Source organism: Cellulomonas pasadenensis (assembly GCF_047229365.1).
Lineage (GTDB): Bacteria > Actinomycetota > Actinomycetes > Actinomycetales > Cellulomonadaceae > Cellulomonas.
Window position 1 is genome coordinate 16,537 of the sequence record NZ_JBFTEP010000038.1, and the last position, 12,336, is coordinate 28,872.

Consider the following 12,336-nt stretch of genomic DNA (forward strand, 5'->3'; position numbering starts at 1 on the left):
GTCCTTCGGATCGTTGCGGGGGAGACGCGCTCATGCGCCGAGGGACGTGCGCCACGTCGCCGTCGCCGCGGGGTGGGTGTGGGCCAGCAGGGCGAGCCCGACGCCGCTCGCGCCCGTGAGGAGACCGGGGTCGTCCTGGACCGCGCCGTCGTCGGCCACGTCGGGCACCGCGTACGCCGCCCCGGGGGTGGCCGCGGACGTGACCCGCAGCGCCCAGGCGTCCGCGAGCGCACGCAGCGCGTCGTCGTCGCCCGCGACGGACGACGCGCACAGCAGCAGCCCCGCCCAGCCGTGGCACAGGGTGCCGCTGCGCACCGCGTCGCCGTCGGGCCGGGCGAGGAGCGCCGCGCGGGCGGGCGCCGCGAGGGCGTCGTCCCCGGTGGCGACGGCCGCGGCGTGCAGGGCCAGCGCGACGCCGGGGGTGCCGTAGCACCACGCCGTGCGCGAGGGGTCGGGCTCGTCGGCCGCCTGCCCCGTCCACGACGTCGGCCACGTCGGCGCCCCGCCGTCACGGTCCGGGATCCTCCGGCTGACGACCCACGACGCCGCACGCCGCAGCGCCGCGAGGTCGACGTCCGCCACGGCGTGCCGGTGCGCCGTCGCGAGCGCGAGGACGACCCCGGGCACGCCGTGCGCGAGGCCGAGGTTGACGTAGCCGTCGGGGTAGGCGTCGGACTCCCACGCGGTGAGGTAGCGGGTCGGGCTCACCCGGCAGGGCAGCGGCCCGTCGAGCGTGGCGGTGAGCCCGCCGACGATCGTCTGCGCGGCCGCCCGGACCGTCGGCGACGGCGGCAGCACGCGCGACGCGGCCACGAGGGCGAGCAGCTGGCCGGCAGCGCCCGACACGACGTCGTAGTCGCCCCACCCGAGGTCGTCGAGGTCCGGGGGGTCCGCCAGCAGCACGTCGTCCGCCAGGCGCTCCTGCAGCTCCACCAGGCGGTCGAGGTGGGCGGGGTCGGACGCGGCGGCGTCCGCCAGCGCGACCACGGCGCCGCCCGCGCCGGACAGCAGGCCGGGGCCGGCCACGTCAGCCACCGTCGTCTCGTCGAGCACCGCGAGCGCCGCGTCGGCGTGCGCCGTCCACGCGTCCGCCGCCTCGGCGTCGACCCGGGCGAGGGCGCGCAGCAGGAGCGCGCGGCCCGCCGTCACGTCGAGCGCCGCGGGCGTCCCGGTGCCGTGCGGCGTGCCGGGGGGCCGGTCGACGAGCCGCTGCCCGATCGTCACGGCGAGCCGGACGCCGGCGTCGGTGCCGGGGTCCGTCAAGGTCTGGGTGAGAGCCACGTCTCCGCCTCCGGGCAGCGGGGCCCGCACCGAGCACCTCGGTGCGGGCCCCCGTCGATCAGCAGCCGATGGTGCAGATCGTCGTCAGGTTCGGGTTGCACCGCGCCGTGCAGCCGCAGGTCTTCGTGAAGCGCGTGATCGTCCGCAGGATCGGCGAGATCGAGTCGGGCGACGCCGCACCGTTCGGCGTGATGGTGGAGACGCGGACGTCGAGGTCGAAGTCGCTCATGGTTCTCCTTCGAGTGAGCTCTGTTCGAAGAGCCGTCGGATGACAGGACCGGCGCTCCGGGGGCCCTCCGTCGCGCCGCGTGCACCGTAGCGACGCCCATTCGCGTCGTTTTGCCCTGTCCACGGGGGAATGACTGACCGTCCATGTCCGGTTTGGTGTGCCACGGGACGGCGCCGGCCGGCACGGGGGCTGTGCACGGGCCGCCCGCGGCGGCAGAGTGTCCCCTGCGCCACTGTCGTCGCGACCTGTCGTCCTTGCGTCCTGGAGGTGCCGTGCCGACTGCCGCCGCCGTGACCCCCCGCGCCGCGCTCGTCACCGTCGACGACGACGCGGGTGTCTCGCGCGCCGTCGCGCGTGACCTGCGTCGCCGCTACGGCGACCGGTACCGCGTCGTGCGCGCGGAGTCCGGCGCGGAGGCCCTGGCGGCGTGCCGCGAGCTGAAGCTGCGGGGCGAGCAGGTCGCGGTGCTGCTGGCCGACCAGCGGATGCCCGGCATGAGCGGCATCGAGTTCCTCGAGGAGGCGATGGACCTGTTCCCGGTGGCGCGCCGCGTGCTCCTCACCGCGTACGCGGACACGGCGGCGGCCATCGACGCGGTCAACGTCGTCGACCTCGACCACTACCTGCTCAAGCCCTGGGACCCGCCGGAGGAGAAGCTCTACCCGGTGCTCGACGCGCAGCTCGAGGCGTGGCACGACGCCGCGCCGCCCGCCGTGCAGGGCCCGAAGGTCGTGGGGCACCGGTGGTCGGCGCGCTCGACGCAGGTGCGCGAGTTCCTCGCCCGCAACCAGGTGCCGTACCGCTGGTACGCCGTGGAGTCGGCGGAGGGGCGACGCATCCTCGAGGCGGCCGGCGTCGACGGGGAGCGGCTGCCGGTCGTCGTCACCGCGGACGCCGACGTGCTCGTCGCGCCGGACGACGCGGCGCTGGCCGCGCGGGTCGGCCTGTCGGTCGACCCGGCGGCGGACTTCTACGACCTCGTCGTCGTGGGGGGCGGTCCCGCCGGGCTCAGCGCGGCCCTGTACGGCGCGTCCGAGGGGCTGCGGACGGCGCTCGTCGAGCGCACCGCCACGGGCGGGCAGGCGGGCCAGAGCTCCCGGATCGAGAACTACCTCGGGTTCCCGGACGGCCTGTCGGGCGCGCAGCTGACCGAGCGGGCACGGCGCCAGGCGCAGCGGTTCGGCGCGGAGATCGTCATGGCGCGCGACGTCGTGGGGCTCGAGGTGCACGGGTCGGCGCGGGCGGTGCGGTTCGCGGACGGCAGCACGGTGGCCGCGCACGCGGTCGTGCTGGCCAACGGCGTCGCGTACCGCGAGCTCGACGGTCCCGGCCTCGCGGCGCTCGCCGGGCGCGGCGTGTTCTACGGGTCCGCGCTCACGCAGGCCGCGGCGTGCCGGGACCAGGACGTGCACGTGGTCGGCGGCGCGAACTCCGCGGGGCAGGCGGCGCTGTTCCTCGTGCGGGAGGCGCGGTCCGTGACGCTGGTGGTGCGCGGTGACGGGCTCGCGGCGTCGATGTCGCACTACCTCGTCGAGCAGATCGAGGCGCACCCGCGCATCACCGTGCGCACGCGCACGACGGTGGTCGACGCGGTCGGGGACGAGCACCTGGAGGGCCTCGTGCTGCAGGACGTCGACACGGGGGAGAAGGAGTCGGTCGCCGCCGGGTTCCTGTTCGTCTTCATCGGCGCCGCGCCGCTCACCGACTGGCTCGACGGGACCGTCGAGCGCGACGCACGCGGGTTCCTGCGCGCCGGGCACGACCTGCTCGTGGACGGGCACCCGCCCGCCGGCTGGCCGCTGGACCGTCCGCCGTACCACCTGGAGACGAGCGTGCCCGGCGTCTTCGCCGCGGGAGACGTGCGGGCCGAGTCGGCCAAGCGGGTCGCGTCCGCGGTGGGTGAGGGCGCGATGGCCGTCATGCTCGTGCACCGGTACCTGGGGGAGCGGTGAGCGCGCCGGCCGGTGCCGAGCCGTGCGACGTCGCCGAGCTGCGCAGCCTGTTCCTCTTCGAGAGCCTCACGGACGAGCAGCTGGACTGGCTGTGCACGCACGGGCACGTCGAGCGGCGCGACCCCGGCACCCTGTACGGCGAGGGCGAGCCGGCGGAGTGGTTCTACGTGCTGCTCGAGGGCAAGGTGGCGCTCGAGCGGCGCGTCGGCGCCGACGACGTCGAGATCTCCCGCACGTCCCAGCGCGGCGTGTACGGGGGCGCGTGGGCGGCGTACCTGCGGGAGGGCGCGCCGAAGGTGTACCCGAGCACGATGCGCGTGCTGCGGCCGTCGCGCTTCTACGCGCTGCCGTCGTCGGACTTCGCGACGCTCATGACGCGGTGGTTCCCGATGGCCGTGCACCTGCTGGAGGGCCTCGCGACGGGGCAGCACGCGACGCAGCAGGCGGTGAACCAGCGCGAGCGCCTGCTCGCGCTCGGCGCGCTGTCGGCCGGTCTCACGCACGAGCTGAACAACCCCGCCGCCGCGGCCGGCCGCGCGACCTCGGCGCTGCGCGAGCGCGTGGCCGGCATGCGGCACAAGCTCGCGCTCATCGCGTCCGGCCCGTACGACGCGACGACCCTCGCGACGCTCGTCGACCTCCAGGAGCAGGCGGTGGAGTCGCTCGCCAAGACGCGCGCGCCCGGCGCACCGCCGCCGCCCGGGGCGCTCGAGCGCGCCGACGCCGAGGACGCGCTCACCGACTGGCTGGACGCGCACGACGTCGGCACGCCCTGGGAGCTCGCGTCGACGTTCGTCACCGCGGGGCTCGACCCGGCGTGGCTGGACGCCGTCGCGGAGGCGGTCGCGCCCGAGGTGCTGGAGGGCACCGTGCGCTGGCTCGCGTACGCCCTCGAGACCGAGCAGCTCATGAACGACGTCGAGGACGCCACGACGCGCATCTCCACGCTCGTCGGCGCCGCGAAGCAGTACTCGCAGATCGGCCGCGCGCCCGACCGGGAGCTCGACGTGCACGAGCTGCTCGACGCGACGCTGACCATGCTCGACCGGCGGCTCGACGGCATCACGGTCGTGCGCGCGTACGACCGCACGCTGCCGCCCGTGCACGCGTACGGCGCCGAGCTCAACCAGGTGTGGACGAACCTCGTCGACAACGCGGCGCAGGCCATGGACGGCAGCGGCACGCTCACGGTCACGACGCGACGCGTCGACGACTGGCTCGAGGTGGAGGTCGGAGACACCGGTCCCGGCATCCCGCCCGACGTCGTCGACCGGGTGTTCGAGCCCTTCTTCACCACCAAGCCCGTCGGGTCCGGCACCGGGCTGGGCCTCGACATCGCGTGGCGGATCGTCGTCGGCAAGCACCACGGCGACCTGACCGTCCGCTCGCAGCCGGGGGACACCCGCTTCCTCGTACGGCTCCCGTACACCCGCCCCGACGCACCGGAGGTGCTGCCGTCATGACCGTCGACGCGATCGACCCCGCCGCCGCGCCCAGCGGCACCGGCTGCCTCGAGTGCGACGCCGCCGGCGGCTGGTGGGTCCACCTGCGCCGCTGCGCCGCCTGCGGGCACGTCGGCTGCTGCGACACCTCGCCCGCGCAGCACGCGACCGCGCACTGGCGGGCCACCGGCCACCCGGTGGTGCGCTCGTTCGAGCCCGGCGAGGACTGGTTCTGGGACTACTCCACCGAGGACTACGCGCGCGGCCCGGAGCTCGCGCCGCCGCAGAGCAGGCCGGACGACCAGCCGGTGCCCGGCCCGGCCGGGCGCGTGCCGGCCGACTGGCGCTCGCACATCCACGTCTGACCGACCGGCACCGACGGCGCCCGTCGCGCCGCCCGGGGACGGCGACGGCCCCCGCTCCGCAGGGAGCGAGGGCCGTCACGTCGTGGTGGAGCCAAGGGGACTCGAACCCCTAACCCCCTGCTTGCAAAGCAGGTGCGCTACCAATTGCGCCATGGCCCCGGTGCGGCATCTGCCGCGGTGCGGCGTCCGCCGCGGATCGCTCCCGAGGAGCGGCCGGTCACTCGAAGGTGTCGGTGACCTCGGCCCACAGGTCGCGCTCGTCGCGGTCCTGCGCGTACTTCTGCCAGGCGGCGTACCCCACCGCGGCGACCGCGGCGGCCAGCAGGAGCTTCTTCATCGGATCCCCCGTCTCGGGTGGTGCCGGTGGACGCGACCCGTGCGGGTCCGACGCGTGGTGGGCCTAACAGGACTTGAACCTGTGACCTCTTCCTTATCAGGGAAGCGCTCTAACCGTCTGAGCTATAGGCCCGTCTCGCAAACCCCCGTGCACGCTCCGAGGAGCCGACCGGGTGGGTGCGACGGTCGAGACTACCTCAGGCGCGGGGCCGATCCCAAACCGGCGACGGCCGGCGGGAGGGCGCGCGCCGGGCGGCGTCCCGGCCGGACGTCACTCGTCCGTCATGGTCACGTGCACGCCGCCGACGAGCGCCGCCACGAGGTTGTAGAGGAACGCGCCGATCGTCGCGAGCGCGGTCAGCAGGAAGACGTCGATGACCGCGACGAGCGTGGCGGCGGAGATCGTCTTCTGGAACGACACGTAGTCGAGCACGTTGAGCGTGCTCTCCGGGCCGGCGACCTGCGCGATGAGCTCGTCCACGCGCGCGAAGACCTGCAGGCCGTCGAGCGTGAACCACAGCACCGCCGCGGCCACGACGATCATGATGCCGACCGCGACCGACAGCAGGAACGCGAGCTTCATCACCGACCACGGGTCGACGCGCGACACCGACAGGCGCACGCGGCGCGGCCCGCCGACGGTCGGGATGCGGCCCGTGGCGGGACGCGCGGTCGCGCCCGTGGCAGGACCGGTGGGCCGCGGTGCGGCGCCCGCGGCAGGGGCCGTCGCGGTGCTCGCGGCGGCGGCGGTCGCGGGGGCGTCCGGCGTGGTCGTCATCTGCGGGTCCTCGGTCCTCGGGCGGGTCAGCTGGGAGTACGCCTGCGACAGCTTCGTGCTCGTCGCACCCGCCGCCTTCTTGAGCCAGACGGTCGTCGTGTCGACGGCCGTGACGAGGGGCGACGGCTCCTGGGCGCCGTCGGCGTCCGCCGCGGTGCCGGGGGCGTCGGCGGGACGCCCGGTGTCCGTCGCGCGCGTCGCGTCGGGTGTACGTGCACCGTCCGCGGGTCCGGCGCCCGCGGCCCGCTCGGCGACGGTGGGCGCACCCTCACGGACCGTGCCCTCCGCGGCCGAGCCGGCGGAGGAGCCGGCCGACGACCCGCCGGACGCCCCGGTGCGCGGGCCGGTCGGACCGGTGCTGCGCGCCCCGGTGCCGGGCTTCGTCGACGTGCGCTCGGTCGTCGTTGCACCACCCGTCGCACGGCCGCTCGCACCCGTGGCAGGGGGCGTCGGCCGCTTGCGCGGCGGGATCGAGGGGGGCGTGTCGGTCATGCGTCCTCCGCGGGTCGGTCACCGCTGTCCGGCTCCGCCCCGGAGGTGTCGGAGGCGGTCGCGTCCGGCGCGGTGCCGGTCGCCGTGCCGCTGCCGTCGGCTCCGTCGGTGCCCTGGCCGTTCCCGTCCACGGTACCCGCATCGTCCGCGAGGTGTCGCTCGCTGTTCCGGGCGACGGCGATGATCCGGTCGCCCGTGTCGGGCTTGGCGAAGATGACGCCCTGCGTGGTGCGCCCGGTCGCGTTCACCTCGGACGTGGAGGACCGCACGATCTTGCCGCGCTCCATGATGACGAGCACCTCGTCGTCCGCGTCCGTCACGAGCGCGCCGACGAGCTCGCCGTTGGCCTCGGGCAGGTTCGCGACCTTGATGCCCAGGCCGCCGCGGCCCTGCTGGCGGTAGTTCTCCACCGTGAGGGCCGTGCGCTTGGCGATGCCGCCCTGCGTGACGGTGAACAGGTAGGCGTCCTCGCGGACGACGTCCATCGCGAGCAGGTCGTCCTCGCCGCGGAACTTCATGCCCGTGACGCCGCTCGTGGCGCGGCCCATCGGGCGCAGCGCCTCGTCGGACGCCGTGAACCGCACGGACTGGCCCTGCCGCGACACGAGGATGACGTCCTGGTCGGGGTCGACGAGCCGCGCCGAGACGAGCTCGTCCGGCCGGCCCTCCTCGTCCTCGCGCAGGTTGATTGCGATGACGCCGCCGGAGCGGTTCGAGTCGTACTCCGTCAGGCGCGTCTTCTTCACGAGGCCGCGCCTGGTCGCGAGCACCAGGTGCTCCGCCTGCTCGTAGTCGCGCAGGTCCAGCACCTGGGCGATCCGCTCGCCGGGCTGGAACGCGAGCAGGTTCGCGACGTGCTGGCCCTTGGCGTCGCGGCCGCCCTCGGGCAGCTCGTAGCCCTTGGCGCGGTACACGCGGCCGAGGTTCGTGAAGAACAGCAGCCAGTGGTGCGTCGTCGTGACGAAGAAGTGGTCGACGATGTCGTCCTCGCGCAGCTGCGCGCCGCGTACGCCCTTGCCGCCGCGGCGCTGCGCCCGGTACGCGTCGACGCGCGTGCGCTTGGCGTAGCCGCCGCGCGTGATCGTGACGACCACGTCCTCCTCGGCGATGAGGTCCTCGACGCTGACCTCGCCGTCGAACGGGAGGATGGTCGTGCGGCGCTCGTCCCCGTAGCGCTCGACGACCGTCGTCATCTCGTCGCTGATGATCTGGCGCTGGCGGACCGGCGACTCGAGGATCTCGGTGAGCTCGACGATGCGCGCCTCGAGCTCGGCGTGCCGCTGCAGGATCTCCTGGCGCTGCAGGGCGGCGAGGCGGCGCAGCTGCAGGTTGAGGATCGCCTGCGCCTGCTGCTCGTCGATCTCCAGCAGCTCCATCAGGCCCGCGCGCGCCGTGTCGGCGTCGGGGGAGCGGCGGATGAGCGCGATGACCTCGTCCAGCGCGTCGAGCGCCTTGAGGTAGCCGCGGTAGATGTGGATCTCTTCCTCGGCGCGCCGCAGGCGGAAGCGGGTGCGGCGCTGGATGACGTCGATCTGGTGCGCGGTCCAGTGCCGCACGAACGCGTCGAGGCTGAGCGTGCGGGGGACGCCGTCGACGAGGGCGAGCATGTTCGCGCCGAACGTGTCCTGCAGCTGCGTGTGCTTGTACAGGTTGTTGAGCACGACCTTGGCGACGGCGTCGCGCTTGAGCACGATGACCAGGCGCTGGCCGGCGCGGCCGGACGTCTCGTCGCGGATGTCCGCGATGCCCTGCACCTTGTTGTCGCGGACCAGGTCCGCGATCTTCTTCGCGAGGGTGTCGGGGTTCACCTGGTACGGCAGCTCGGTGACCACCAGGCACTGCCGGTTCTGGATCTCCTCGACCTCGACGACCGCGCGCATCGTGATGGAGCCGCGACCGGTGCGGTACGCCTCGTCGATGCCCCGGCGCCCGAGGATCGTCGCGCCCGTCGGGAAGTCCGGGCCCTTGATGCGCTGCAGCAGCGCCTCGAGGAGCTCCTCGCGCGTCGCCTCCGGGTGCTCCAGGTACCACTGCACACCCGCCGCGACCTCGCGCAGGTTGTGCGGCGGGATGTTGGTGGCCATGCCGACCGCGATGCCGGCCGAGCCGTTGACCAGCAGGTTCGGGAACCGGGACGGCAGGACGACCGGCTCCTGCGTGTGGCCGTCGTAGTTGTCCTGGAAGTCGACGGCGTCCTCGTCGATGTCGCGGACCATCTCCATGGCCAGCGGCGCCATCTTGCACTCGGTGTACCGCGGCGCGGCGGCCGGGTCGTCACCGGGGGAGCCGAAGTTGCCCTGCCCCGCCACGAGCGGGTACCGCATGGACCAGTCCTGCACGAGGCGGACGAGGGCGTCGTAGATCGCCGTGTCGCCGTGCGGGTGGTACTTGCCCATGACGTCGCCGACGACGCGGCTGCACTTGGAGAACTGCCGGTCCGGCCGGTAGCCGCCGTCGTACATCGCGTACAGCACGCGGCGGTGCACGGGCTTCAGGCCGTCGCGGACGTCGGGCAGGGCGCGGCCGACGATCACGGCCATCGCGTAGTCGAGGTACGAGCGCTGCATCTCGAGCTGCAGGTCGACCTGGTCGATGCGGCCGTGCTCGATCTCGCCGGGAATCTCGCTCACGTGCGGGTCACTCCAGTGTCGCGGGGGTCAGGGGGCGCGGTGGTGCGGGTCGCGCCTAGATGTCGAGGAAGCGCACGTCCTTGGCGTTGCGCTGGATGAACGCGCGGCGGGCCTCGACGTCCTCACCCATGAGCACCGAGAAGATCTCGTCCGCGGCGGCGGCCTCGTCGAGCGTCACCTGCAGGAGCGTGCGGTGCTCGGGCGACATCGTGGTCTCCCACAGCTCCGAGTAGTCCATCTCGCCGAGACCCTTGTAGCGCTGCACGCCGTTCTCCTTGGGCAGGCGCTTGTTGTTCGCGCGCCCGTCTGCGATCACGGCGTCCCGCTCGCGGTCCGAGTAGACGTAGTCGTGCGGCGCGTTCGACCACTTGATGCGGTACAGCGGCGGCTGGGCCATGTACACGTAGCCCTGCGTGATGAGCTCCGGCATGTAGCGGAACAGCAGCGTCAGCAGCAGCGTGCGGATGTGCTGGCCGTCCACGTCGGCGTCGGCCATGAGCACGATCTTGTGGTACCGGAGCTTCGAGACGTCGAAGTCCTCGCCGATGCCGGTGCCGAACGCCGTGATGAGGGCCTGCACCTCCTGGTTGCCCAGGGCGCGGTCGAGGCGCGCACGCTCGACGTTCAGGATCTTGCCGCGGATCGGCATGATCGCCTGCGTCCGCGGGTTGCGGCCGCGGACCGCCGAGCCGCCGGCGGAGTCGCCCTCGACGATGAACACCTCGCACTCGGCGGGGTTGTTCGACTGGCAGTCGCGCAGCTTGCCGGGCATCGAGTTCGACTCGAGCAGGCCCTTGCGGCGCGTGGCCTCGCGAGCCTTGCGGGCGGCCATGCGGGCCGTCGCCGCCTGGATCGCCTTGCGGATGACGTCGCGCGCCTCGGTCGGGTGCGAGTCCAGCCAGTCGCCGAGGCGCTCGTTGACCGCGCGCTGCACGAACGTCTTGGCCTCGGTGTTGCCGAGCTTCGTCTTGGTCTGGCCCTCGAACTGCGGCTCGCCGAGCTTGACGGAGATGACGGCGGTCAGACCCTCGCGGATGTCGTCGCCCGTGAGGTTCTCGTCCTTCTCCTTGATGATGTTCTTGTCGCGGGCGTACCGGTTGATCAGCGACGTCATCGCCGCCCGGAAGCCCTCCTCGTGCGTGCCGCCCTCGGTCGTCGAGATCGTGTTCGCGAAGGTGTGCACCGACTCGCTGTACGCGCTCGTCCACTGCAGCGCGATGTCGACCGAGATGCGCCGCTCCGTGTCCTCCGCGGTGATCTCGATGACGTCCTGGTGCACGAGCTCGACCTTCTTGGCCGAGTTCAGGTGCGTCACGTAGTCGACGAGGCCGCCGTCGTACTTGTAGGTGACGCTGCGGCCCTGCGGTGCCTCGGTCGTGCCGTCCGTCGTCGCACCGGGGTCGGCCGTGCCCGGGTCCGTGACCTCGTCCTCCGTGCCGGTGTGCTGCGGCCGCTCGTCCGTGAGCGTGATGCGCAGGCCCTTGTTGAGGAACGCCGTCTGCTGGAAGCGCGAGCGGAGGGTCTCGAAGTCGAAGTCGACCGTCTCGAAGATGGTCGGGTCGGCCCAGAACGTCTGGCTGGTGCCCGTCTCCTCGGTCGCCCCGCCGCGGCGCAGCTCGCCGACCGGGCGGCCGCCGTCCGCGAAGTCGAGCTCCCACGCGTAGCCGTCCCGCTTGACGCGCGACTCCACGCGCCGCGAGAGGGCGTTGACCACGGAGATGCCGACGCCGTGCAGGCCGCCCGAGACGGCGTAGCCGCTGCCGCCGAACTTGCCGCCGGCGTGCAGGATCGTCATGACGACCTCGAGCGTGGGCCGGCCCTCGGTCGGGTGGATCGCGACGGGGATGCCGCGGCCGTTGTCGGTGACGCGCACGCCGCCGTCGGCGAGCAGGGTCACCTCGATCGTGTCGCAGTAGCCGGCCAGCGCCTCGTCGACCGAGTTGTCGACCACCTCGTACACGAGGTGGTGCAGGCCGCGCGCGCCCGTCGACCCGATGTACATGCCGGGGCGCTTGCGCACCGCCTCGAGGCCCTCGAGCACGGTGATGGCGCTCGCGTCGTACGACCCGCCGTTGGGTGCGGGCCGACCGGTCGGGGCGGGCGTCGCGGGGGTGGCGTCGTCGCCGTGGTCCGAGTCGGTGTCGCGAGGGGTGCTCTGGTCGGCCACGGGCGGCGGGTCTCCTCGAGAGGTCTGCGCGCGCGATGCGCGTCGAGAGCGTCTGCGAGCGGCCGGGAGACCGGATCACCCCGCGCGGGCGGAGATCGCCGCGCAGGAGGGCACGCAGACGCCTGCATTGACCGTTCCAGTCTACCTGGTGGGCGCCCGGGAACGGGGCACGTGCGGGCGATGCCGTGGACACGATCCCGCGCCGCGCGGCTGGGGTCGGCTCGCGACGACGACGCCGGGCCCGGTCAGCCCCAGGTGTCCCGCGGCCCGCGGCCCTGCACGCGCTTCGGCCCGCGCCCGAACCCGTGCCCGCCCGCCGGCCCCAGCACGTCCACCTGCACCACGACGCCCGGGCCGAGCGCCTCGTCGAACCGCGCCAGCATCGCCGGCGCCAGCAGGCGCAGGTTCGCCGCCCACGCGCTCGACGACGCCCGCACCGTCAGCAGCCCCGCCTCGAACGACTCGTACGTGCAGTGCTCCGCGACCTGCGGCCCGACGATGTGCGCCCACCGGTGCACGAGGTCGCCCACCACGAGCCCCGGCTCCCAGCCGAGGTCCCGCGCGAGCCGGCCCGCCGAGACCGACAGCGGCTGCGGGTCGCGCGGGCCGGGTGCGGCGCCGCTCGACGCGACCGTGCCGCGCGCCGGCTGGCCGGGACGCAGGC

Annotated in this window: 10 protein-coding genes and 2 tRNA genes; 3 read left to right on the forward strand and 9 right to left on the reverse strand. The window is 73.9% G+C overall.

Annotated elements, in window-relative coordinates; all coding sequences use genetic code 11:
• Nucleotides 1–30 precede the first annotated feature (30 nt).
• Nucleotides 31–1,281, reverse strand: a complete 1,251-nt coding sequence (locus AB6N23_RS07605) for a lanthionine synthetase LanC family protein (protein ID WP_412865486.1) — start codon at nt 1,279–1,281, stop codon at nt 31–33.
• 58 nt (nt 1,282–1,339) lie between these two features.
• Nucleotides 1,340–1,510 carry an FDLD family class I lanthipeptide gene (locus tag AB6N23_RS07610; protein WP_412865487.1) on the reverse strand — a complete coding sequence of 57 codons (171 nt, stop codon included), beginning with the start codon at nt 1,508–1,510 and terminating at the stop codon, nt 1,340–1,342.
• Nucleotides 1,511–1,782: 272 nt separating this feature from the next.
• Between AB6N23_RS07610 and AB6N23_RS07615 the strand changes: the two genes are divergently transcribed.
• Genes AB6N23_RS07615 through AB6N23_RS07625 form a run of 3 tightly spaced genes read left to right on the forward strand, consistent with a single transcriptional unit; the run spans nt 1,783 to nt 5,269 of the window.
• Nucleotides 1,783–3,462, forward strand: coding sequence for an NAD(P)/FAD-dependent oxidoreductase (locus AB6N23_RS07615; RefSeq protein ID WP_412865488.1), 1,680 nt, complete (start codon nt 1,783–1,785; stop codon nt 3,460–3,462).
• On the forward strand, nt 3,459–4,925 hold the full coding sequence (locus AB6N23_RS07620) for an ATP-binding protein (RefSeq protein ID WP_412865489.1): 1,467 nt from the start codon (nt 3,459–3,461) through the stop codon (nt 4,923–4,925). The genes AB6N23_RS07615 and AB6N23_RS07620 overlap by 4 nt, the downstream gene beginning before the upstream one ends.
• Nucleotides 4,922–5,269, forward strand: coding sequence for a UBP-type zinc finger domain-containing protein (locus tag AB6N23_RS07625; RefSeq protein ID WP_412865490.1), 348 nt, complete (start codon nt 4,922–4,924; stop codon nt 5,267–5,269). The genes AB6N23_RS07620 and AB6N23_RS07625 overlap by 4 nt, the downstream gene beginning before the upstream one ends.
• 83 nt (nt 5,270–5,352) lie before the next feature.
• Here AB6N23_RS07625 and AB6N23_RS07630 read toward each other — a convergent pair.
• From AB6N23_RS07630 to AB6N23_RS07660, 7 genes are all read right to left on the reverse strand, one after another.
• Nucleotides 5,353–5,428, reverse strand: a tRNA-Ala gene (locus tag AB6N23_RS07630).
• Between the two features lie 58 nt (nt 5,429–5,486).
• Nucleotides 5,487–5,606, reverse strand: coding sequence for a DLW-39 family protein (locus AB6N23_RS07635; RefSeq protein ID WP_412865492.1), 120 nt, complete (start codon nt 5,604–5,606; stop codon nt 5,487–5,489).
• A gap of 55 nt (nt 5,607–5,661) precedes the next feature.
• Nucleotides 5,662–5,738: transfer RNA gene (locus tag AB6N23_RS07640), tRNA-Ile, on the reverse strand.
• A gap of 138 nt (nt 5,739–5,876) precedes the next feature.
• A complete protein-coding gene (locus tag AB6N23_RS07645) occupies nt 5,877–6,875 on the reverse strand; it encodes a DUF3566 domain-containing protein (protein ID WP_412865494.1) in 999 nt (332 codons plus the stop codon).
• Entirely contained in the window at nt 6,872–9,505 is a 2,634-nt protein-coding gene (gene gyrA, locus AB6N23_RS07650; RefSeq protein WP_412865496.1) for a DNA gyrase subunit A, read from the reverse strand. The genes AB6N23_RS07645 and gyrA overlap by 4 nt, the downstream gene beginning before the upstream one ends.
• Before the next feature lie 55 nt (nt 9,506–9,560).
• Nucleotides 9,561–11,546: a DNA topoisomerase (ATP-hydrolyzing) subunit B gene (gene gyrB, locus AB6N23_RS07655; protein WP_412865500.1), complete on the reverse strand. Its 1,986-nt coding sequence runs from the start codon at nt 11,544–11,546 to the stop codon at nt 9,561–9,563.
• Nucleotides 11,547–11,917: 371 nt separating this feature from the next.
• Nucleotides 11,918–12,336, reverse strand: a 419-nt coding sequence (locus AB6N23_RS07660; protein WP_412865498.1) for a DciA family protein, incomplete at its 5' end; no start/stop codon positions are given.